A 21,513-nucleotide genomic window follows, 5' to 3' on the forward strand; every position below is an offset into this window, starting at 1 on the left:
GTCTCTCCGGATGGGCTTACTCGTAGCGCAGGGCGTCGATGGGGCGCAGCCGGGCCGCTCGGGCCGCCGGCAGGCCGCCGAAGAAGAGCCCGATCGCGACCGACACGCCGAGGGCCAGCACGACGGAGCTGGGCACGATCACCGGCTGTACGCCGACGATGGCGAACCGGGACCCGACCAGCGCGGCGATTACCCCAGCGTCCCGCCGATCAGGCTGAGCAGGGTGGCCTCCGTCAGGAACTGGATCAGTACGGTCCGGCGGCGGGCGCCCAGCGCCTTGCGGATACCGATCTCCCGGGTCCGCTCGGTGACCGTGACGAGCATGATGTTGGTGATGCCGATGCCGCCGACGAGCAGGCTGATCGCGGCGACCGCGCCGAGCAGGACCGTGAAGGTTTCGGCGGTCTCGGTCTGCGTCTGGAGCAGCTGCGCGGCGTTCTGGATCCGGTACGGCGTGCTGCCGGTGCCGGTGCCGGTGCCGGTGCTCGGCAGGCGTTGGGCGAGCACGGTGGCGATCTGCGTCTGGACCGCTTCCACCTGCTCCGGGTTCTTTGCCTCGACCAGGATCGAGCTGAGCGGCCCGTAGCCGGTCAGCACCTCGCGTACCGCGCGCAACGGCGCGACCACGACGTCGTTGGCGTCCTGGAAACCTGTCGCGGATTTCGGTGCCAGCACGCCGACCACGGTGAACAGCGCGCCGCCGACGGTGACCTGCTGTCCGATCGGGTCGACGCCGGAGAACAGTTCGTCGACGACGGTCCGCCCGATGACCACTACCCGGCGGCTTTGCGCCTCGTCGTCGACGCTGAATGCCATGCCACTGGCGACCGGCGAGTTTGAGGCGTCGAACCAGCTTGGTCGGGTGCCGACGAACTGGCCGACCTCGTGCTCCGCACCCTGGTAGGTGATGGTGGCCGAGGTGGTGACCAGTGGGGACACCGATTGTACGTCGGGGGCGAGTACCGGGTCGACCAGCGCGTCGGCCACGTCCAGGGTGAGCCCAGTGCCTGCGCCCCGGTTGGTGCCGGTCACCGTGAGGGTGTTGGTGCCCAGCGCCTCGATCCGGCTCGTGATTGCCTGAGCTGACCCGTTGCCGACCGCGACCAGCAGGATCACCGCGGCGACGCCGATCAGGATGCCGAGCATTGTCAGCGCCGAGCGCAGCTTGTTGGCGGCTATCCCGCGTAGGGCGAAACGGAGGGTCTCGGCCAGCGTCACCGCGGCACCCCCGCCGCGTGTCGGCCCAGGGCGTCCTGCCGGTCGTCGACGCGGACCTGACCGTCGAAGAGCCGAACCAGACGACGCGTACGAGCGCCGACCTCCGCTTCGTGGGTGATCAGCACGATCGTCCGTCCGGCGGAGTTGAGCTGGTCGAAGATGGCCAGGATGTCGTCCGTGGAGCGGCTGTCGAGGTTGCCGGTGGGCTCGTCGGCCAGCAGCAGCGCCGGCTCGGTGACCAGTGCCCGGGCGACGGCGACCCGTTGCTGCTGCCCGCCGGAGAGTTGGTTGGGGTGGTGGTCGGCGCGCTCGGCGAGTCCGACTGCGTCCAGCGCGGCCATCGCCCGACGCCGGCGCTGCGTCGCCCGGATGCCGGCGTACGCCAGCGGAAGCTCCACGTTGGCCAGCGCGGTGGTGCGGGGAATGAGGTTGAACGCCTGGAACACGAAGCCGATCAGCCGGTTGCGGACCAGCGCGAGCTGCCGGTCGGCGAGGCTACTCACGTCGACCCCGTCGAGCAGGTATCGCCCGCTCGACGGCACGTCGAGACAGCCGAGGATGTTCATCAGGGTGGACTTGCCGGAACCCGACGAGCCCATGATCGCCACGTAGTCGCCCGCCTCGACCGAGAGGTCGACGCCGCGCAGCGCGTGCACCGCCGCGTCCCCTTCGCCGTACACCTTTGTCAGCCCGCGGACGTCCAGCACCGGGCGGCGCGGCGCGGCTCGGAGGTCCATCAGCCGCCTCCGTTTCCGGTCCGTCGCCCGCCCTGACCGGCGCCTGGGAAGCCGCCACCGCCAGGAACGCCACCGCCGCCGGGGAATCCCGCGCCACCGCGCAAGCCGCCGCCGTTGCTGCCGGTCCCGGTGCCGGTGTCCGGTAGGACGACCCGGTCACCCTCGGTCAGTCCGGAGGTGATCTCGTAGGCCTGGTTGCCGGCGAGTCCGACCTGCACCCGCCGGACCTCCTGGCCGGTCTCGGTGACCACGGTGACGTTGTGCCGGTCGCCGCTGCCGCTGACCGCGGCCGAGTTGACCATCAGTACGTCCCGGACGGTGCCGGTGACGACGCTGACCGTGACCGTCTGCCCCGGCTTGGCGCCGGTGGGCAGGCCGTCCAGACTGATCGTCACGCCGTAGGTGACCACGTTGTTGCTGGTGGTGGCCTGGGGATCGATCGCCACCACCTTTCCGGTCGCCCGGGCGTCGGACAACGCGTTCCAGGTGACGGTGGCCGCCAGCCCGCTCTTGAGCCGGGTGGCGTCCGCCTCCGCGACCGCCGCGCTGACCTGCAGGTGGGACAGGTCGGCGAGGTCCACGAAACCTGCGGTCGTGCCCGACCCGCCACCGTTCTGCTGGCCGCCGGAACTGCCGGACGGCCCGCTGCCGGACCCCCCGGACGAGCTGCCCACCGTGCCGTTGACGGCGACCACCGTGCCGGCCATCGGCGCGGTGAGCTTCGTCCCGGCCACCGCGGCCTTCGCCTCGTCAACCGCGAGTTCCGCCTGGGTCACCGCGTTCTCCGCGGACGAGGTGTCGCCGTCAGCGGCGCGATCCAGTGCGTCCTCGGCGGCGTCCAGGTTCGCCTGGGCCACCTTGAGCGCTCGCTCGGCAGCGGCCGGATCCGCCGTCGCCAGCAGCTGACCCTTCTTGACATACTGCCCGACCCGTACACGAATGTCGGTGACCGTGCCGGCGGTGGCGAAGCTGGCGCTCGCCGTGGTGGCGCTCTCGATCGAGCCGTCCGCCGTGACGGTTGCGGTCACCGTCCCCCGCGACACCAGGACCGTCCGGGTACCCCGAGCCGGCTCCGCCTGGGCGGCGGAGTCGCCGGCCACCGACGACCAAGCCCAGTAGCCGCCGCCGAGCAGCAGCAGAGCCAGTGCGGTGTTGACCGCCACGGGTGGTCGGTGCAGGACGGCCGGTAGGCGCACACGCATGACCGACAGCGTCCACCGGTCGGCTGGGAGGAGGTTCCGGGCAACCTCAGAGCTGGCTCGGAATTGCCCTCTGCAACTCGGCCGGCTCACCGTTGGCGTGGACCGGGGGGTCGGGCTCCCCGGCGGCCTGTTCGGGCGCGGCGGGCAGCAGCACCCGGAAGGTCGTGCCCGCACCCGGCGTGGTGTCCAGCTCAATGCAGCCGCCGTGGGCGTGCACGATCGAGGCGGCGATGGACAGCCCCAGGCCGGAGCCGCCGCCGTTGCCCCGCCCGCGGCTGGGATCCACCCGGTAGAGTCGCTCGAACACCCGGCCGGCGTGCTCCGCCGGTATCCCCGGCCCGTCGTCGTGCACCTCCATCACGGCGAGCCCGCCGCCGGTCGGCTCAGGCAGCGGGGCGGACCGGACCGCCGGGTGGGCCGGTGGCGCGGGCAGCCGCCCGACTCGGACGGTGACCTGGACGTTCGGCCCGGTGTGCTGGAGCGCGTTGCCGACCAGGTTCGCCGCGACCTGACGGAGCCGGTGCTCGTCGCCGAGCACGCTCGGCGGCTCAAACGAGTCGTCGTCGCGGTCGGCCAGGGTGGTCAGCCGGACGGGCCGCTCCGGCGTCCGGGCGTGCGCGTCGCGGATGGTGTCGGCGGCTATCTCCAGCAGGTCAATCGGCCGCAGCGCCGGGATCCGCTGCTGGTCCAGCCGGGCGAGCAGGAGCAGGTCCTCGACCAGCACACCCATCCGAGCCGCCTCGCCCTCGATGCGGCTCATCGTCTCGTGGAGCAGCGGCCCCGGCGGGGCGCCGCCGCGCCGGTACAACTCGGCGAAGCCCCGGATCGAGGTCAGCGGAGTACGCAGCTCGTGCGAGGCGTCAGCGACGAACTGACGCAACCGCCGGTCGGAGGCGGCACGGGCGGCCATTTCGGCGCCGATCCGGTCCAGCATCAGGTTCACCGCCGCGCCCAGCCGGCCCGGCTCGGTGTGCGGGTCGGCGCCGTCGACCCGGTGGGTGAGTTCGCCCCCGGTGATGCCCGCGACGATGCCCTCCATCCTGGTCAGCGGGCGCAGGCCCAGCCGGACCACCGAGGCCGCGAGCAAGCCCAGCCCGAGCAGCACGGTGCCGGTGACCGCCACATCGATGAGCAGCAACCGGTCGGCGGTTCGGTCCGCCTCGCTCAGCGACACGCCGAGGACCACGACGATTCCGTCCCGCTCGACCGGCACGGCCAGCAACCGCCACTCGGCTGCTCCGTCACCGCCCGCTACGGTGTACGGCCGTCCGGTCGCGGCCCGCGCTGTCACCTCGGCGAGACTGCCCGGATCCGGGGCGGCCGCCGTCGGCGTGCTGCTGCGTTCGGTGTCCCGGGTGCCGTCCGTGCGGTAGGCCAGGACCATCTGGTCCTGGCCCAGGCGGGCGAAGCGCCCGGGCACGCCACGGCCGGCGCCGGCCGCGGGTTCCGCCCCGGAGTACGGACCCGTGGATGGCGCGACGGCCTGCGGGGTGGCCGCCGGTGTGGAGCCGCCGGGCCTGGGGCCGGCGTGCAGCGGCCGGGCCTGGGCGGTCAACTGGTCGTCGATCCGTTCCAGCAGATAGCCGCGGAGCAGGAAGAACCCGGCCGTGTTCGCGCCGAGCAGGGCGAGCGCGGTGAGCACGCCGACCACGAGCACGAGCCGGGAGCGCAGGGTCCAGTGCGCCCAGGGGCGCACTCGCAGCAGGCGGTTCACTCTTCCCCGTGCGGTAGCCGCAGGGTGTACCCCACGCCGCGCACCGTGTGGATGAGTGGCGGGCCGAGCCGGTCGACCTTGCGGCGCAGGTAGTACACGTACGACTCGACGATCCGCCCGTCACCACCGAAGTCGTAGTTCCACACCCGGTCGAGGATCTGCGCCTTGCTCACCACCCGCCCGGCGTTGAGCAGGAGATAGCGCAGCAGCCGGAACTCGGTCGGCGACAGATCCACCGGCTGGCCCGCCCGGCGTACCTGGTGCGCGCCGTCGTCGAGCTCCAGATCGGAGTAGCGCAGCGTGGAGATCTCCGGCACCGTCGGCGACTCCGGTCGGCTGCGACGCAGGATGGCTCGGATCCTCAGCACCACCTCTTCGAGGCTGAACGGCTTGGCGACATAGTCGTCTGCGCCGACGACCAGCCCGGTCACCCGGTCCTGCACCGTGTCCCTTGCACTCAGGAAGAGCACCGGCACCGGCTGCCCGGCCGCGCGTAGCCGCCGGGCCACCTCGAACCCGTCCAGGTCCGGCAGCATCACATCGAGGACGACCAGGTGGGGGTCGAACTCCTCAACGCAGGCCAGTGCCGCTCGACCATTGGCGGCCACCCGGGTGTCATACGCGACTAGGCGCAGCGCGGCGGCCAGCAACGTGGAGATGTTCGGCTCGTCGTCGACCACCAGTACCCGGGCGGTGTCGGTCAGGCTACCGAGAGCTGGGGCTGGGCCCTCGCCCGGCGGCCGGAGGATGTCGGTTTGCACCGGCTCTGCCTACCGGGCCTGCCTCGGAGCGAACTGTGTGGAACCTGTGTCCCAGCTGTCACCAGGACCGCAGGACGGCATCGCCGGCCGCTAACCCGTCGGTGACCTCGGTGTACTGATCGCCACGCAGGCCCACGGTGACCGTGCGCAGCTCGCCGGCAGCACCGAACCGCACGCTGCCGCGGCCGTCCGTCACATCGTGCACCGCAGTGGACGGCACGCGCAGCGCGTCGGCAACCGACCCGGTACGCACAGTCACCGCCGCGGTCTGCCCGATCAGCAGGTTCCCCGGGGCGTCGGTGAACGAGAGCACCACGCCGTAGCGGATCATCTGACCGTCGGCGGTGCCGGCCGGGTCCACCTGCACGACGGTCGCCGGCAACGCCTGGGCGGCTCGGTCGGCGAGACCCACCGTGGCGGGCTGCCCGACGGCGATGGCCGCCGCGTCCGCCTCGGGGAACTTCGCCTCGACCTGCATGCTGAACGTGTCCGCCAGGGTGATGAAGGCGGCACCTCGGCCGACCGTGCTGCCGACCTTCCCGGCGACGGCCAGGACGGTGCCCCGGATCGGCGCGGTGATGGTGGCACCGGACCGCGCGATCTCCGCCTCCGCGACCGCCGCCTCGGCCTGGTTGACCCGGCGTTGCGCATCAAGGATTCGGTCGCCGCCGCCCTGGAATCCGCCGGAGCAGGCAGTATCGCCGGGTGCCCGCGTCGCGTCAGGCTGCGGGACCCCGGTCCGCGCGGGGGCGGGGCGGGTGGGTGAGGCGGGTGGCGCGCCGCTCGGGGAGGTGGTCTGTGCCGCGGAACCCGATGCCGTTGAGGGAGCCGGGTTCGCCGTTCCGGCGGGCCGCGACGACGTCCACGCAGCGGGCCGGACGGCGGCGGTCGCACAGCGCGATGCGGCATCGGTCGACTCGCGCGCCTTGGCCAGTGCCTCCTGGGCATCCGCCAGATCCTGCTCGGCGCGGCCAACCGCGTCGGCCGCCGCGGCGACGTCCTCGTCGGAGAGCGTGGCGAGCTGCTGCCCGGCCTGCACCACAGTGCCGGGCCGAACGGCGACGCGCGCCACCGTGCCAGAAACGGTGAAGCTCAGCGCCCGGGTGTTCGCCGGCTGGACCGTGCCGGTGGTGGCGACGTGGATCTCGACCGGGCCCCGGTCGACGGTGACGGTGACCGGCCGGGCCGGTACCTCGCGGGCGTCCGCGGTGAACACCAACGCCCCGGCGCCGAGCACGAGCGCGGCACCGATGCCGGCGGCCCCCCAGCGGACCCGTCGGGTACGCCACAGTCGGGTCTGGCCCTCTCTCATGACGGGTCAGTCTGCCGGCCGCTCCTCTCCAGCGGCTCGGTTCCACCTGGGAGTTGCCTCAAAAGCCGCGGCCCAACTGGCGGGTCGGCTCGGGTGCCCGCGGCAGAGCTCCGAGGCAACTCCCAGTCCGGTCCGAGGCGACCCGGAGCTGTAGCCGCTTACCTGAGCGGGTTCCGGAAACGGCTGAGGAGTCTCCGTGTCGAAGACTGGAAGGGGCCGCCTCCTGGCGGCCGTACTGACTGCCGCCGCGTCGGCCCTGCTGACCGCCTGCGGCGCGGACAGCACCCCCACCGCCGCGGCGACCGGTGCCGAAGGGAACAACGCCTTCGCCGCGTACCAGGAATGCCTGCGCGACAACGGCATCACCCTGCCTTCGGCCGACCCGTCCCGCCCTCCCAGGGACCGGCCGTCCGGCTTCCCAACTGCCCGGCCGTCCGGCTTCCCGACGGCTCGCCCATCGGACGGCGAGGGACGCCGGTTCCCGGGAATGGGTCGGCCAGATGGTGTCGACGAGGCCACCTGGCAGAAGGCACAGGAGGCCTGCTCGGCACTGCGGCCGACCGCACGGCCCGGAGGGTGGGGCGGGCCCGGCGGCTCGGCCGCGCCGGACGACGGGCGTGGTACGGCCTACCGCACCTGCCTGCGCGGGCGCGGCGTCGATCTGGACCGTCTCGACCCGTCCGACGCGAAGGCCAAGGAGGCGCTGACCGCCTGCGCGGCGGTCAGCCCGGCACCGACGAGCTGAAGCCCGTCGCCGGCACCGCCACTGCGGCCAGCGCCCGAACCAGCATGCTGCTGTCCGGCAGGAGGCCGGGGCCGCGGCGCGCGGTGGAAAGCGGCGCGGGGACGGTGGTCAGGGTGCGACGGAGCAGCCGCTGCGATGCAGACCGCCACGTGGAAGGACGGCGCGTCGACCACCCGGCCTATCGAGGATGAAAACGCTCACTGATCAGCGGCAACGCCGCCCGTCTCATCGCCTTGGCGTTATCCGGCATCGATGAACAGACCGGCGTAGCGGTCCAGGTACAGCGGCCAGCCCTGGTCGTGAGCGACGCCGTCACGAACCGACTCCCAGCCCGGACCGTGCCGGTCCAGGTTGCGGTGCTCCAACTCGACCCGGGTCCGCTGCGGTGTCTCGGCGACGAACCGGACCTCGACCTCGCTGGCGTTGTCCGGATCCTGTTCGACCTGCCATGCCGGGCTGATGTCCCAGCTGAACACGACCCGGTCCGGCGGCTCGAAGGCGAGGATTCGCGCCCAGGCGCACTCACTGCCGTCCTCGCCGCGGTCATAGATGTGCCCACCGACCTTCGGCTCGAACACAGTCTCCGCAATCGGCGACCCCAGCAGGTTGTGCTCCTTCGGCTTGAAGTCGCCAAACCGCTCCGTGAACACCGCGAACGCCCGTTCAACTGGCGCGTCGACCACGATCTGCCGCCGCACCACCGCATCCGTGCCACTCATGATTCCTCCTCGTCAGGACGCTCGGTAACGTCCCTGAAGCCGTCCAACGCCCGGCTCCAGTAGGTGTCGAGCTGATCTCGTAACGCGGCCACCCCGGCGGGATTGAGTCGGTAGACACGCCGTGTGCCCGCCGTACGGTCCGTCACCAGGCCAGCGTCCTTCAGCACCCGCAGATGCTGCGACACCGCTGGCCGGCTGACCGGCAGCACCGCGGCCAGCTCGCCGACCGCCCTTGGCTGCTCCGCGAGACACGCGATGATCGCCCGCCGCGTCGGGTCGCCCAGGGCGTCCCACCCATCCTCAATTCGGTAAGTGGCCACGAACGGTAAGCTACGACTTACCAGCAGGGTTCGTCAAGCTCCGCCATTTCTCAGAGCCTCCGAGGCGGCCAACGCCGGTAGCTCCGAGCGCCCGTGAGACGCAATCGTGGCTGGACAGCGGGATCATGACGGCGTAAGGCAGCACAGCCAGACTCCTGTTCGGCGCATCTGACCTTGGTCGACTGCTGTCACACCTGGAGCCTCATCATCATCGATCTCCGACCCGCGCGCACCCACCCTGACCTGCAAGATCAGGGTGGAAAAGCCTCATTGCACGAGGGCTGCGAGCTCCCGGTCGGGGCTGACATGGCGCCGGTAGAGCGGGCTGCAGGGTGTCGCGGCCAGCCGCACGGCGAGATCGAGAAGGTTCGGCTTGGCGGCGTCGCGCCAGGTGTCGGCGAGGAAGGCGAACTCGTTCATGATGCCGACGATGCTGCGATTGGCCGTCGGTGCGATCCGCCACTGGCGCATCTGGTCGACCTCGGCGCAGATCATCAGGTCGGGCACGCTGTGGGCGGCGAGTACCTCGCCGACCTGGTCGGCGACCCGGGCGGGCATGGTGGCGGCCGGCGCGAGGGGCATGAGCACCGGCAGCAGGGTGCGCTCGTTGACGAGCAGCGCGACCTGCGGTCGCCACGGCAACATGGTGGCGTACCAGTCGCCGAGCAACGTCGTGGACTCAGCCGTATGCGGGGCGGACAGGCCGATGCGTTGGCGCAGCTTCGCGGTTGCGCGCAGGATGAACATGCGCCCATCCTGCCTTCTGCGCGTCCGCTTTCGGTGCCGTCCGTGTCACCCGACGGCTTACGCGGCACGTCCGGCGTGAGTCGGTAATTGCGTCCTTCGTCGAGCTGGGCATGGAGTTGGAGGGCAAGACGCCAGTCGAGGGACGCTGGGTGGAGCGGGTCATCGGGATCGACGACGTCCGACAGGACATCGCGATGCTGCGGACCCCGGACGACCACGGCCGAATCGAGCTGGCGATGTTCCCCGCGCCGAAGGCGATCAGCGCCGAGCCGAAGGACGCACCGGCGAACACGCTGGGCATTCGTCGCATCATGTTCGCCGTTGACGACATCGAGGACGTCGTTGCCCGCCTGCGCACCCACGGCGCCGAACTCGTCGGCGAGCTGGCGCAGTACGAGGACATCTATCGGCTCTGCTACGTCCGCGGCCCCGAGGGCATCGTCGTCGGACTGGCCGAACAGCTCAGCTGAAGGCCGCCGAAGGGACCGCGTACCCAATTTGCCGCCCGACCGCCGATCGGCCAAGGCCACCACCTGAGAAGCCCTCGACGGCGGACTACCTTGGCGATGAGATCGAGCAGGCACTGCGGGCCGTGGGCTGGACCCCTCGCGGCGCCGATCCGGCTGTGCTCATGTCCGCAGTCAGGCAACAACGATCCGGGGTCGGCTGGCGCGCCATCATTGCCGAGCGCTGTCGGCGGCTACTTATGCGTGAACCTGATTCTGCCGCGACTTCCTGGCTGCCGCGCCGCAGGCGCTCGTAGGCGCAGTGCCCGATCGGGGCTTTGTGGCGGTCGTTGCGACCGACCACGAGGCCCCGAGTCACGCGTCGCGCAGCTGCAGCGAGAGCAGGCCCGCCAGCAGGGCGCCCGCGGCCCACAGGGCCAGGACGCCCAGGCCCTGCCACGGTCCGATTGTCGGCGAGTCCAGCGCCGTCGTCGCCTGGATCTTCAGGCCGGCGATCATCGGCGAGACCCGCTCGATCCGCGTCAGCCACCGAGGGTCCGTGACGACCGCCGTCAGGATCGGCGCGACGTACAGCAGGATGAGCATCGTGGCGACCGACCCGGCGGTGTCGCGCAGCATCGCGGCGACGCCGTAGCTCAGCAGCGCTACCAGGGCGAGGTAAAGCACTGTGCCGTACACCGCCCGCAGCGTCGGCTCGTCCCGGAGCGAAAGGCCCTGGTAACCGTTGGCGGCGCTGAACGCAGTGCCGGGTAGGACCTGCCGGGCGAACAGCAGCGAGCCGAGGACGCCGAGCGAGCCGATGACGACCACCACCCCGGTGAGGACGGCCGCCTTGCTCAGGTACAGCCGCCACCGGCGCGGTACCGCCATCAGGGACACGCCGATCGAGCGCGTGCCGTACTCCTCGCTCATCACGAGAACGGCGAGCACGACCACGAGGGCCTGGCCGTACTGGGCACCGGTAAGGCTGAGCTTCGGCAGGTCATCGAGGCAGGGCGACGGTACCGGGCAGGTGCGGTTGCTGGCCGCGTTCGTGACCATCGCGCTGATGCCGGCGGTGACGGCGACGGCGGTGAACAGCAGCCACGGCGTGCTCACCACCGTCCGTAGCTTCGTCCACTCCGCGCGGATCGCGTACACGGTGCTCACGCATCCCTCCGGCGCAGCAGCCAGAGCGCCACGGCCATCGTCACCAGCGCGTACCCGCAGACGACCGCGAACCCGGCCCACGGCTGGTCGTAGACGCAGCCGTTCTCGGGTATACAGATCCGCGGCACCTGTTCGTAGTGCGGGACCGTCTGCTGGACCGAGAACCCGGCAGGCGGGGTGAGCCGCATCAGCCACTGCCCGGCCGCCGTCGGCAGAGCACCGGCGAGGAGCTGCGGCAGGATGATGAGCACGATGACGATGGCGACCGCGCCCGCGGCGCGACGCAGCACCGTGCCGAGGGCCAGGCTGAACACCGCGATCGCGGCCAGCACGCCGGCGGTGCCGACGATCGCCCGCAGGACCGTGGGGTCGATCAGTGACCAGTCCGGGTAGACAGGGGGCAGGAAGCCGTTGTCGCGTGTGATCGGCAGGGTGATGAGCAGCGCGGCGACACCCGCCACCAGCCCGATGACAAACGTGACCGCGCCAACGACCATCGCCTTGGCCACCAGAACCCGCCCCCGTCTGGGGCTTGCCGTGAACGTCGTGCGGAGCATGCCGCGCCGGTACTCGGTGGTGACGAACAGGACCGCCACCGCGACGAGCGCCATCAGTCCGGCGTACGCGCCAGTGAGGCCCAGCTTGATGACGTCCTCCGACTTCGTTCGCGGCGCGATGTCGCCGACACCGACCAGCGTGAGCCGGTCCCCCGCCCATTCGGCGGCGGGCGGCCCGGCCTGCGGTGTCTTGTCCGGCCGCGCGCCAGCGGGCAGCGGCGGACCCGACTGACCAGCTTCGTCGTTGACCTCGTCGTCCCGCCAGCCGTCCTGCGGCTCGCCGGACGCGGCGCCCGTGGCTCTGGCCGGCTCCAGCGTGGGCCGTTCGAATACCGCTCGGGTCGTGGTCGGGTACCGCTCGAACTGGACGGTGCCGAACTGCCGTTCCCCCATCAGGATTCCGGCCGGCGAGGCGACGAACGGCCCGACCTCGACGGTCTGCGGCAGGTCCGGGACGGTGACGGTGCCGGCGGGTGTCCAGGAGACTCCGTCTGATGACTGGAAGGCGCTGATCGTCGAGCCGGCGCGAGTGAGCCTGAGCCAGGTCGGTGCGCCGACGGCTGGGCCGGCGATGTCGGTCGTGAAGTTCGACTGCAGCCGGACGCCGTGCCCGGGGGTGACCATCACTGCGGCGTAACGCGAGCCAGGCCGCAGGCCGTCCTTGACCATCAGCCCGGCCTTCGACCACACGGTGCGTTCGACGTCCTGCGTCCGTCCGTCGCCGCCATCCTGCTGCGGCACGCTCAACTCGAGCCTTGTTGAGGCGACCCGGGTCGTCACGCTGCCGTCGCCGGTGAGTGGGCGGTGGACGAAATGGAACCGGTCCTGCACCCAGGTGCCGTCCGGGCCGCTGACGGTCGAGTCGGGGTTGCCGGCTTGGCTGCTCGCGGCGGACAGGAGGCCGACGAGGATGATCAACACGGGCGCGGTGAGCAGGGCGACGGTCCAGCGGCTGACCGACCGCAGCTTCGTCCACTCCGACAGCAGAAGCCAACCGAAGCCGGGGCGGCCGGCGGCCGGCAGCGGACCGGCGGTTCTGGTGGTGCGGTGCGTGGTGGCAGTCACCGGGCCGTTCACCCCTCGCGCCCGGCAGCAGCGCCGAACTCGACCGCGTCGCGGGTCAGCTCCATGTACGCCTCCTCGAGGGAGGCCCGGTGCGCGGACACGCCGGTAAACGCCACCCCGTCTCGGGTGAGCAGCTCGATGACGTGCTCGACGGGCAGGCCGGAGACGGTCACCGTCTCGCCGTCGGTGATGGTGGCCAGCGCGCCCGCGTTGGCGAGGGTCGTCATCGCCTCGGTGCGCATGCCCGTACGGACGGCGACCCGGTCCCCGGACGCGGTGGTGACCAGCTCCCGGACGCTCGTGTCGGCTAGGAGCCGGCCGCGGCCGATGACCAGCAGGTGATCGGCGGTGTCCTCCAGTTCGCTCATCAGGTGGCTGGAGACCAGGACCGCTCGGCCCTCGCCGGCCAGGGACCGCAGCAGGCTGCGGATCCACTGGATGCCCTCGATGTCCAGGCCGTTGATCGGCTCGTCGAAGATGACCACCGCCGGGTCTCCCAGCAGTGCCGCGGCGATGCCGAGCCGCTGCCGCATGCCGAGGGAGAACCCGCCCACGTTGCGCTTCGCGACCGTCGCGAGCCCGGCGAGGTCGAGGACCTCGTCGACGCGACGGCGCGGGATCGCGTTGGACTGGGCGAGCCAGAGCAGGTGGTTGCGGGCGCTGCGACCCGGGTGCACGGCGGCGGCGTCAAGCAGCGCGCCGACCGTGCGCAGCGGCCGGTCCAGCACCCGGTACGGCCGGCCGCCGACCAGCGCGCTGCCCTCGTCGGCCGCGTCGAGCCCGAGGATGATCCGCATCGTGGTGGACTTGCCGGCGCCGTTCGGCCCGACGAACCCGGTCACCATGCCGGGCTCGACGGTGAACGACAGATCGTCGACGGCCACCGTCGAGCGGTACCGCTTGCGCAGCCCGCGTACCTCGATCGTCACGCCGCTGCGTGGGGGAGATTCGGTCATGGCAGCGACGCTAGGCGGCCGGCGACGCCCGGTCGTCCCGCTGCGGGGCCGTCTTTGGCGCAGGGCTCCGGGTTACGCCGCGTGCGTCAGGTCCCCAGCATGGGGGACGGTCACCGGGGGACGCGGCGGACCGGCCCTGGCGGGAGAATGGCGGCATGGAGGGGGATGCGCACGGCCGGTCGGCCGCCGCCGTTGGAGCGTTCGTCGGACGGGTCACCGACCTGCCCGAGCTGCCAGCGGTCGCCGCGGCGCTCCTCGGGTTCGCCGCGATGGTGGAGACCGTCCTGCTCGGCGTGGTCTCCGGTGCCCTGCTGCCGGCCGCGCTGTTCCTCGCCGTCTGCGCCGCCGCGCCGGTGGCGCAGCTGCGGACCCAGCCGGTGTGGGCCGCGGCGACCACGACAGCGGCGACGGCGCTTACGCTCGCGCTGTACCCCCGGCCGCCGATCGCGGTGCTCGTCGCCGAGCTCACCGCGCTCTGCCTGGTGGGGCGCCGCCGCCGGGCCACCGTGGCAGGCTGGTTCGTGCTGCCGTTCGTGGTCTACGCGATTCTCGGCCCGCCCGGTGGCGGCCTGGACGGGCGGATGTTCGCGCTCGCCGTCGCGGCGGCGACCGTCGGGGCGGCCGGCGTCGGTGTCGCGGTGCGGGCCCGCGCAGAGGCCGCAGCCCACGACGAGTCCCGCCAGACGATGGCGAAGACCCTGCTCGCGTACGCGGCGCGGGGCGAACGCGCCCGGATCGCCCGCGAGTTGCACGACGTCGTGGCCCACCACATCTCGATGATCGCGGTGCAGGCGGAGACGGCCCGGCTGACCACGCCCGGCCTACCACCGGACGGGGCGAAGCGCCTGCTCGCGATCGGCGACACGGCGCGGGCCGCGCTCACCGAGATGCGCCGGCTCCTTGGGGTCCTGCGCGAGGACGTCGAGGAGTCCGCCGGGACGAGACCGGCCCGTGCCCCACAGCCCGGCCTGCGGCAGCTCACCGAGCTGCTCGACGAGGTGCGCGACTCGACCGGGGCGGGCACGCGGCTGCTCGTGCGCGGCCAGATCGTCCCGCTCGATCCGGGCGTGCAGCTCACCACGTACCGGATCGTCCAGGAGGCGCTGACCAACGTCCGCCGGCACGCCCCAGGCGCCGCGGTCGACGTCGAGCTGACGTACGCGAGGGACGCCCTGCGCGTGCGCGTCCGCGACAACGGTCCCGGACCGGTCCCCGGGCAGCTCTCCGGCGCCGGACACGGGCTGCTCGGCATGTGCGAGCGGGTCGCCACCCTGGGCGGCGAGCTGTGGACCGGCCCCGCGCCGGGCGGCGGCTTCCTGGTCGACGCGGTGCTGCCCCTCCCCGAGGAGGCACCGTCGGCGACGCCGGTCCCGGCCGGACCCGATGGCCACCATTGTGCCGGAACCCTCGTCGGGACGAGCGAAACTATGGTGGAGCGATGAGCGAGCCGGTGCGGGTCGTCGTCGCCGACGATCAGGAGGTCGTCCGGGCCGGCTTCGCCGCGCTCCTCGACACGCAGCCGGACCTCACCGTGGTCGGCAGCGCCGCCGACGGTGCCGAGGCGGTGCGGGTCTGCCGCGAGCAGCGGCCCGACGTGGTTCTCATGGATGTGCGGATGCCGGTGATGGACGGCATCGAGGCGACCCGGCACCTCGTCGCCGACGGTGGCCCGCGGATCCTCATCCTCACCACGTTCGACCTGGACGAGCACGTCTACGACGCCCTCGGCGCCGGGGCGAGCGGCTTCCTCCTCAAGGACGTCACCGCCGAGCGGCTGTTCGACGCTGTCCGGGTCGTCGCGGCCGGCGAGGCGCTCCTCGCGCCGACGGTGACCCGGCGGCTGATCGGCGAGTTCGCGCGGCTGCGCCCGAGCCCGCCCCGGCATCCTTTCCCGCTCGGCGTGCTCACCCCGCGGGAGACCGAGGTGCTGCGGCTCGTCGCCGAGGGCCTGTCCAACCCGGAGATCGCCGAGCGGCTCGTGGTCAGTGACGAGACGGTGAAGACGCACGTGAGCCGGCTGCTGGGCAAGCTCGGCCTGCGGGACCGGACGCAGGCGGTCGTCGTCGCCTACGAGACCGGGCTGGTCGTCCCGCGTGGCAACCGGGGCAGACCATGAACGACGACGAGCTCGCCGCCTCGCTGGCGGCGTACCTGGGCCGGCTCACGTTCGTGGACCGGTCGACGGACGAGGTCACCGCGCTGCTTGTCGACGCGGTCGCCGCCTGGGGTGAGTCCCAGGGCTTCCGGGTGTATCGGCGCGCCACGAGCGTCGTCCCGCTGCCCGCCCCGTACCAGCACCGGCACTCGATCGTGGACGTCGCCTGCGCCCGCCCGGCCGGCCGGCCCATCGTGATCGAGGTGGACCGCACCGATCGCCGGCGCACTGTGGAGAAGCTGCTCGCCGAGGCCGGCGCCGGCCGGGTCGCGCTCTGGGTACGCTGGGGGCCGGGGCCGTTCGCCGCACCGCCCACGCCGATCCGCCTCGTCACCTGCGAGGTCGCCGTACGCAACCACCGGCACTCGCAACTGTCGGCCCCCCCGGCACCGCAGCACTCCGCGCCCGGCCGGCGCAGCGGCCAGCCGGTCGAGCTGCCGTTCACCGCAGACTGAGCTTCATGCCCTCGTGGCTCGCGACGAACTTGAGCCGCTCGTAGGAGCCGTGCGTGAGGTGGTGAACCGGCTGATCGCGGCGGGGCACTGGCGTCCCGGCGACCCGCCGATTCTGATCGTCACTGACACCGGCTACGACATCACCCGGCTGGCGTTCGTCCTGGCTGACCTGCCCGTGCAACTGCTCGGCCGGCTTCGCGCCGACCGGGTGCTACGGCTACCGAAGCCGCCCCGACACCCTGGCGCGACCGGCCGACCGCGTGGTCGCCGAGCCGGATCCGGCCGGATACAGCGACCTGCTGGCCAGAAGCGTCGGTCAGGTGGTTGAGCCGTCCGTGAGGCGGCGTAGCGCCTTCCCGGCGGTGGGGAATGCGAGTCGCAGTGTGTGTGCGGTGAGGCGGACGCCCCACCAGGTGAGGGCGACGAGGTAGCCGACGATGAGGGCGCCGTGGGTGTTGTTGGTGAAGACGATGGCGTAGCCGATGGCGAGGCCTGTGGCGGTGATGGTGCGGATGGTGCGGCTTCGGCTGGCGGTCAGGCCGGTGGCGGCGCCGACAAGCGCTGCTCCGATGCTGCCGATGAGGCCTTCCATGCCGGTCAGGTCGACGGGCGCAGTGATCGTGAGCGCTGCTCGCATGAGGTAGATGCCGGTGACGGCGATGGCGGCGTGGATGATCGCCGGTCGGGCGCGCGCGAGCCAGGCGGGCAGGGTGTGGGCCGGGATCCGGGGTGCGGCGGCGGCGATGACGGCGGCGCAGGCCGCGAGGGGTAGCGCGGAGCCGAGTGTCCAATTCAGGTATTGACCGTAGTCGAATTCGACGGAGGTGCCGGTGGCGAGGCCGTAGAGGGCGGCGGCGATCGCGCCGCCGGCGGCGGCGGCGAGGTATCCGCGCCGGATGAGGCTGCCGGCCGCAGCTGTTGCGGTGGTGGGTGTGCCGGCGAGCCAGGTGGTGGGGGCGAGGTGCGCGACGGCGAAGGCAGTGAGCATGGCGAGTGCGCCGGCGGTGCCCAACTCGGGTAGGGAGGTGCGGACGCCGACGACCCGGAGAGCGTAGGTGGTGGTGATGTCTGCGGTGAGGATCGCTTGGAGCAGCAGTGTGAGGGAGCAGGCGCCGAGAAGGAGGGCGCCGGTCAGGTCCCGGATGCGGAGTCGGACGCGTGGTAGCCGCGTGTTGGCGGCGGTGGGTGTGTGGTGGTGCGGCGCGGTGAGGGCCAGAGCGCCGTCGGCGAGGGCGTGGGAGTGGCCGGTAAGGGTGCTCGGGGTGAGGCCGGTGGCGGTGGCGAGGCGGTCTTGCAGGCCGGGTAACGCTTCGGCTTGCCGGAGGAGGACGCCGCTGAGGTGTTGGCTGTCGATGTCGGCGGCGTCGAGGATGTCTCGGACCGCGTCGTGGACGCTGTTGAGGAGGGGCTGCGCGGCGACGGCGACGTCGTCGTGGCTGATGACCGCGGGCTTGCGGGGTGCGGGGAGCAGCACCGGCGCGCGATCCTGGGCCGTCAACAGCTGTCTGGCATGTCGGATGGATTCCAGCAGCGCTCGATTGTTGTGGTCCTGTGTGGGCTGAGCGATCTCGGTTCGCAGGGGGTCGTCGTCCTCGGTGGCCGCGTCAACGATTCGCTGGGCGAGAATCTGGTTCACGTCGCGGGGCAGGTCGATCGATCGGGTCGCCAGCTCGCGGAACCCGTCGGGGCCGACCTGGAGGACGGTGACGGTGACCGGATGGCGGTCGGCCTGGCAGATCAGCAGGCAGGAGCCGTCAGGTGTCGTGACCCCGTGGGCCCTGGTGTAGGCGGCCAGCGCTGCCGGCGCGGTGACCATGGCGGGGGCGGGCAGGCTGGCGTGGGCTGCCGCGTCGGTGAGCTGTCCTCTTCGGCGTGGTCCCCAGCTTGCCGGGATGGTCACGGTGAGGGCGGTGATCGGCTCACCGACCTGGCGGGCGGCCTGGTCAGCGACATGCCACAGCTGTGCGGCGAGCAGTTGCACACCGTCGACCGGCTGGTCGGCCTCGGTTCTGCCGAGCAGCTCCAGCGGGTCACTGACGAACTGATGGTCCGCCGACGGCTGGGACGCTGCGGCCACTGCGACGTGAACGTGACCGGCAGGGTCGAGGGCGACGCCGTGCGGCATGACAAGGCCACCGTCGAGCATCACGGGGATCCGGGCGCCGTGCCGGTCGACGGTGGCGGCGATGGCCGACGAACTGAGATCGATGGATAGTCGGACACCCCCGCTTGGCATGTGCGGCAGTTTCTCCCGACAGGGGAGTGGATCGTCAACCACAGTCCCGCGCAGTGATCTTTTGTGCGCGTATGGTGAGAATCCTTCTCTCGGAGATGGCCATCGACCGCCATTGTCGTGTATGCGGGAGGAAGATCAGCATCGGCGCGGGTGGAGGGCAGAGTGCCGCAGCAGTCCCCGAACAGAGGCAATCGGCTGGCCGAATATGCGCGTCCCACGGTCTATGCCCCACACGAATCGTCATCGCCCCGGCCCCCAGGGCACCGGCCGGCGGTTCCCGTTCGAGTGATCCGCGCCGTCGTGGGCGCTCTGGCCTTCCTGGTCGGGGTGCCGGCTCTGCTGTGGATCGTCGGTGGTGCCCCGGTGCGACGGCTGCCGACGTGGCCGCAGGTTGTCACCTGGTTCGACGAGCCGAGCGGCCGATTCACCCCGGATGTTCTTACTGGCGCAGCCATCTGGATGCTGTGGCTGTTCTGGGCGGCGTGCGCGCTGCTCCTGACCGCCGAACTGTTCGCGGTGTTGACCCGATGGCGGATCCCCGCGCTGCGGCTTCCGGCACCGTTACACCGGCTCGTGTTCGGCCTTGCCGGCACCGCCGCAATCGCCGTCACCTCTGTCGGATCCCTCAACACGGGGGAGGACGGTGGCAGGTCGACGGCCGTCGTCGCCTCCGCTGACAGCACCGGCGTGATTCCTCGACAAGCCGTCGCGCGAGGACCCGCGCTGATCCACGTCGCCGACACCCGCTACGTCTACGCCGTCGAGCGGCACGACACCCTGTCCAAGATCGCCAAGGAGTGGCTCGGCGACGCCAAGAGGTGGCCGGAGATCTGCCGCCTGAACAAACACCGCCACTTCCCTCGAGTCGGCGGCACCCTGCGCGACTGCAGCCTCATCTACCCCGGCTGGGAACTGCGGCTCCCCGCCGACGCCCGCCCGCCGAAAGGTGCCACACCGGCGACGCCGCCCGCTGCGCCAACGCCACCGCCGGTGACCGCGACTTCTTCGGCATCGCCGAGTGCCGCCCCAGACTCGCCGAGTCCCACAGTGCCGCCCGCGACGACCGAGCAAGAAGCAGCAGCAATCCCCAACAGCACACCGACGGCCACCCCGAGCCCGCCAGAGTCCACCCCGCCGACCCCGCCGGCCACCCCCACCCCCACCGCGTCAGCGTCGCCAGGCAATAGCGACACACACGGTCCGACCGCGACGACCGACGGTGTGCAGCTATCACCGTCCAACTGGCTGCCCTGGTCACTCGCCGCCGCGATCAGCGCTGCCGCCCTGCTGGTCTGGGCACAACGCCGCCGCCGATACACCGGCGAGCCCGCAGCCGACCCACCCACAGAACTGCCACCGTCTGTGCGCCACCTGCGCCGCGCCGTGGCCCGCAACCCCGAACTGCCGAACCCGGACAGCCACGACACCGAGCCGCCCGCATTCGTGCCCGACCTCGCACCGCTGCCACCCGGCGGAACCGGCATCGTCGGCGACGGCGCGCACGCCGCCGCCCGCGCCACCCTCGTCGCCGTCCTGGCATCCGGCAGCCCGCACCACCCCGACGCCCGCGGCGAAGTCATCATCGACGCCGCCACCCTGGAAACATTGCTCGGCCCCAACGCCGTGGCCCTCAGCCCATGGCCACGGCTCCACGTCACCGACCGCGTCGAGGACGCGCTCACCATGATCGAAGCCAAACTCCTGCACCGCAGCCGCATCCTCGACGAGCACACCCTCACCGATCTGGACACCCTGCGCCAGCAGGCTCCCGACGAGGAAGCCCTGCCGCCGATCATGCTCATCACCGAAACCCCGCCCGCCAGCGCCCGGATGCGCACCAAGACCGCTCTCGCCCTCGGCAGCGACCTCCACGTGTCCGGCCTGCTGCTCGGCGAGTGGGCCCACGGCGCCACCGTCGAGGTCAGCCCGGACGGCCACACCAACCTCGTCTCGGGCCAGGCGGCCGAGCCGATGCCGCCGCGCCTGCCCGTACTCGAGCCCGACACGGCGATCCAGATCCTCACCACGCTGCGGGAGGCGCAGACCGGGGAACCACCCGCCGTCGCCTCACCCGCTCTACCGGTCACGGTCGTCCCACTGCACGCCAACCGAACCGACACCGACCCGCCCGACCAGCCTGCCCCCGTCACCACCCCATCCACCGACGCCAACAGCGGCAAAGCGCAGCTGCGGGTGCTCGGCCAGCCGCGCATCGACAACATCACCGAACCCGGCCGGCCGCTACGCGCCAAAGCCCTCGAACTCGCCGTATTCCTCGCCTGCCACCCCGACGGAGTCACCACCCGCGAGATCGGCGAATACCTCGAACCCGACGCCCGCATCAGCCAAGCCGACCAACGCGTACACACCAACGCGAGCAACCTGCGACACGTACTCAGCCGCGCCGGCACCGCCGAGACGAAGAACGCCTACCTCATCAAGACCACCGGACGCTACCGACTCGACCCAGCCACCATCGACGTCGACGTCTGGACGCTGCGCGACCTGCTGCGGGCCGCAGCCATCGCCACCGGCCCACGCCGCCACGAACTACTCACCGCCGCCTGCGACCTCTACACCGCACCCCTCGCAGAAGGCCAAGACTACGAATGGCTCCAGCCACACCGCGAGACCGTACGCCGCTGGGGCACCGAAGCCCACCTGCTACTCGCCGACGACCTGCTCGACACCGACCCGCAGGCCGCATCCGACCTACTCACCAAGGCCATCGACCTGGACCGCTACAACGAAACCCTCTACACCCGCGCCATGCACGCCCGCCACGCCCTCGGCGACCCCGACGGCATCCGCACCCTCCAGCGCGCCCTGACCAAAGCCCTCGCCGACCTCGACGCCGAACCCCAAGAAGCAACCATCACGCAGGCAGACCAGCTATGCAGAAGCCTGGCCACGTAGCGAGAGCACCACCGCACCGACGCACAGCCAGCCAGTATCCGGATCACCCGTTCAAGTGACGCATGACGAGGCACCAGCACGG

At 71.8% G+C, this 21,513-nt stretch carries 19 protein-coding genes and 1 pseudogene; 7 read left to right on the forward strand and 13 right to left on the reverse strand.

Features of this window, described 5'->3' with window-relative positions; genetic code table 11:
- Positions 1-16: 16 nt before the first annotated feature.
- The 6 genes and pseudogenes from A6A27_RS27440 to A6A27_RS27465 form a co-directional block, all read right to left on the reverse strand.
- Positions 17-1,218, reverse strand: a pseudogene (locus tag A6A27_RS27440) (ABC transporter permease).
- Positions 1,215-1,955, reverse strand: coding sequence for an ABC transporter ATP-binding protein (locus A6A27_RS27445; protein WP_073837538.1), 741 nt, complete (start codon positions 1,953-1,955; stop codon positions 1,215-1,217). The pseudogene A6A27_RS27440 and the gene A6A27_RS27445 overlap by 4 nt, the downstream one beginning before the upstream one ends.
- Positions 1,955-3,157, reverse strand: coding sequence for an efflux RND transporter periplasmic adaptor subunit (locus A6A27_RS27450; protein ID WP_073837539.1), 1,203 nt, complete (start codon positions 3,155-3,157; stop codon positions 1,955-1,957). The genes A6A27_RS27445 and A6A27_RS27450 overlap by 1 nt, the downstream gene beginning before the upstream one ends.
- Positions 3,158-3,203: 46 nt before the next feature.
- Complete coding sequence (locus tag A6A27_RS27455; protein WP_073837540.1) at positions 3,204-4,871, reverse strand: sensor histidine kinase; 1,668 nt, start codon at positions 4,869-4,871, stop codon at positions 3,204-3,206.
- The gene (locus A6A27_RS27460; RefSeq protein WP_073837561.1) at positions 4,868-5,575 is read right to left on the reverse strand and encodes a response regulator transcription factor; all 708 of its coding nucleotides are present in this window, start codon (positions 5,573-5,575) and stop codon (positions 4,868-4,870) included. The genes A6A27_RS27455 and A6A27_RS27460 overlap by 4 nt, the downstream gene beginning before the upstream one ends.
- A 115-nt stretch (positions 5,576-5,690) precedes the next feature.
- Complete coding sequence (locus A6A27_RS27465; protein WP_073837541.1) at positions 5,691-6,944, reverse strand: efflux RND transporter periplasmic adaptor subunit; 1,254 nt, start codon at positions 6,942-6,944, stop codon at positions 5,691-5,693.
- Positions 6,945-7,140: 196 nt separating this feature from the next.
- Here A6A27_RS27465 and A6A27_RS46300 point away from each other — a divergent pair, with 196 nt between their 5' ends.
- A complete protein-coding gene (locus tag A6A27_RS46300) occupies positions 7,141-7,689 on the forward strand; it encodes a hypothetical protein (RefSeq protein WP_073837542.1) in 549 nt (182 codons plus the stop codon).
- 239 nt (positions 7,690-7,928) lie between these two features.
- On the opposite strand, the gene A6A27_RS27475 is transcribed toward A6A27_RS46300, so the two are convergent.
- From A6A27_RS27475 to A6A27_RS27485, 3 genes are all read right to left on the reverse strand, one after another.
- The gene (locus tag A6A27_RS27475; protein ID WP_073837543.1) at positions 7,929-8,408 is read right to left on the reverse strand and encodes an SRPBCC family protein; all 480 of its coding nucleotides are present in this window, start codon (positions 8,406-8,408) and stop codon (positions 7,929-7,931) included.
- Entirely contained in the window at positions 8,405-8,728 is a 324-nt protein-coding gene (locus A6A27_RS27480) for an ArsR/SmtB family transcription factor (RefSeq protein ID WP_073837544.1), read from the reverse strand. Before A6A27_RS27480 ends, A6A27_RS27475 begins: the two co-directional genes overlap by 4 nt.
- A gap of 267 nt (positions 8,729-8,995) precedes the next feature.
- The gene (locus tag A6A27_RS27485; protein ID WP_073837545.1) at positions 8,996-9,475 is read right to left on the reverse strand and encodes a DUF6933 domain-containing protein; all 480 of its coding nucleotides are present in this window, start codon (positions 9,473-9,475) and stop codon (positions 8,996-8,998) included.
- Between the two features lie 110 nt (positions 9,476-9,585).
- Between A6A27_RS27485 and A6A27_RS27490 the strand changes: the two genes are divergently transcribed.
- Entirely contained in the window at positions 9,586-9,945 is a 360-nt protein-coding gene (locus A6A27_RS27490) for a VOC family protein (RefSeq protein WP_143194205.1), read from the forward strand.
- A gap of 351 nt (positions 9,946-10,296) precedes the next feature.
- On the opposite strand, the gene A6A27_RS27495 is transcribed toward A6A27_RS27490, so the two are convergent.
- From A6A27_RS27495 to A6A27_RS27505, 3 genes are read right to left on the reverse strand one after another with little or no spacing between them, the layout of a single operon-like run.
- The gene (locus A6A27_RS27495; protein WP_073837547.1) at positions 10,297-11,091 is read right to left on the reverse strand and encodes an ABC transporter permease; all 795 of its coding nucleotides are present in this window, start codon (positions 11,089-11,091) and stop codon (positions 10,297-10,299) included.
- A complete protein-coding gene (locus A6A27_RS27500; protein WP_143194206.1) occupies positions 11,088-12,713 on the reverse strand; it encodes an ABC transporter permease subunit in 1,626 nt (541 codons plus the stop codon). The genes A6A27_RS27495 and A6A27_RS27500 overlap by 4 nt, the downstream gene beginning before the upstream one ends.
- 8 nt (positions 12,714-12,721) lie before the next feature.
- Complete coding sequence (locus A6A27_RS27505) at positions 12,722-13,669, reverse strand: ABC transporter ATP-binding protein (protein ID WP_073837548.1); 948 nt, start codon at positions 13,667-13,669, stop codon at positions 12,722-12,724.
- 155 nt (positions 13,670-13,824) lie between these two features.
- Between A6A27_RS27505 and A6A27_RS27510 the strand changes: the two genes are divergently transcribed.
- The 4 genes from A6A27_RS27510 to A6A27_RS27525 are packed head-to-tail and all read left to right on the forward strand — an operon-like array spanning position 13,825 to position 16,607.
- Positions 13,825-15,111 carry a sensor histidine kinase gene (locus tag A6A27_RS27510; RefSeq protein ID WP_073837549.1) on the forward strand — a complete coding sequence of 429 codons (1,287 nt, stop codon included), beginning with the start codon at positions 13,825-13,827 and terminating at the stop codon, positions 15,109-15,111.
- Positions 15,108-15,785 carry a response regulator gene (locus tag A6A27_RS27515; protein WP_073837550.1) on the forward strand — a complete coding sequence of 226 codons (678 nt, stop codon included), beginning with the start codon at positions 15,108-15,110 and terminating at the stop codon, positions 15,783-15,785. The genes A6A27_RS27510 and A6A27_RS27515 overlap by 4 nt, the downstream gene beginning before the upstream one ends.
- Entirely contained in the window at positions 15,782-16,279 is a 498-nt protein-coding gene (locus A6A27_RS27520; RefSeq protein ID WP_073837551.1) for a hypothetical protein, read from the forward strand. The genes A6A27_RS27515 and A6A27_RS27520 overlap by 4 nt, the downstream gene beginning before the upstream one ends.
- A gap of 49 nt (positions 16,280-16,328) precedes the next feature.
- Positions 16,329-16,607: a transposase gene (locus A6A27_RS27525; RefSeq protein ID WP_198940472.1), complete on the forward strand. Its 279-nt coding sequence runs from the start codon at positions 16,329-16,331 to the stop codon at positions 16,605-16,607.
- Here the strand turns inward: A6A27_RS27525 and A6A27_RS42405 are convergent.
- Positions 16,596-18,515, reverse strand: a complete 1,920-nt coding sequence (locus A6A27_RS42405; RefSeq protein WP_083672927.1) for a hypothetical protein — start codon at positions 18,513-18,515, stop codon at positions 16,596-16,598. The two genes, A6A27_RS27525 and A6A27_RS42405, sit on opposite strands and share 12 nt — an antisense overlap.
- 300 nt (positions 18,516-18,815) lie before the next feature.
- On the opposite strand from A6A27_RS42405, the gene A6A27_RS27535 reads away from it, so the two are divergent.
- Positions 18,816-21,431: a transcriptional regulator gene (locus A6A27_RS27535; protein ID WP_241825490.1), complete on the forward strand. Its 2,616-nt coding sequence runs from the start codon at positions 18,816-18,818 to the stop codon at positions 21,429-21,431.
- The last annotated feature ends 82 nt before the right edge of the window (positions 21,432-21,513 follow it).

Source organism: Micromonospora sp. CB01531 (genome assembly GCF_001905095.1).
GTDB lineage: Bacteria > Actinomycetota > Actinomycetes > Mycobacteriales > Micromonosporaceae > Micromonospora.

What these genes read in the sequence shown, in the direction of transcription:
- A6A27_RS27465 (WP_073837541.1), bottom strand. Translation starts at nt 6,944, where the DNA reads ATGAGAGAGGGCCAGACCCGACTGTGGCGTACCCGACGGGTCCGCTGG.
- A6A27_RS27485 (WP_073837545.1), bottom strand. Translation starts at nt 9,475, where the DNA reads ATGTTCATCCTGCGCGCAACCGCGAAGCTGCGCCAACGCATCGGCCTG.
- A6A27_RS27450 (WP_073837539.1), bottom strand. Translation starts at nt 3,157, where the DNA reads ATGCGTGTGCGCCTACCGGCCGTCCTGCACCGACCACCCGTGGCGGTC.
- A6A27_RS27505 (WP_073837548.1), bottom strand. Translation starts at nt 13,669, where the DNA reads ATGACCGAATCTCCCCCACGCAGCGGCGTGACGATCGAGGTACGCGGG.
- A6A27_RS27515 (WP_073837550.1), top strand. Translation starts at nt 15,108, where the DNA reads ATGAGCGAGCCGGTGCGGGTCGTCGTCGCCGACGATCAGGAGGTCGTC.
- A6A27_RS27445 (WP_073837538.1), bottom strand. Translation starts at nt 1,955, where the DNA reads ATGGACCTCCGAGCCGCGCCGCGCCGCCCGGTGCTGGACGTCCGCGGG.
- A6A27_RS27510 (WP_073837549.1), top strand. Translation starts at nt 13,825, where the DNA reads ATGGAGGGGGATGCGCACGGCCGGTCGGCCGCCGCCGTTGGAGCGTTC.
- A6A27_RS27490 (WP_143194205.1), top strand. Translation starts at nt 9,586, where the DNA reads ATGGAGTTGGAGGGCAAGACGCCAGTCGAGGGACGCTGGGTGGAGCGG.
- A6A27_RS27520 (WP_073837551.1), top strand. Translation starts at nt 15,782, where the DNA reads ATGAACGACGACGAGCTCGCCGCCTCGCTGGCGGCGTACCTGGGCCGG.
- A6A27_RS27475 (WP_073837543.1), bottom strand. Translation starts at nt 8,408, where the DNA reads ATGAGTGGCACGGATGCGGTGGTGCGGCGGCAGATCGTGGTCGACGCG.
- A6A27_RS42405 (WP_083672927.1), bottom strand. Translation starts at nt 18,515, where the DNA reads ATGCCAAGCGGGGGTGTCCGACTATCCATCGATCTCAGTTCGTCGGCC.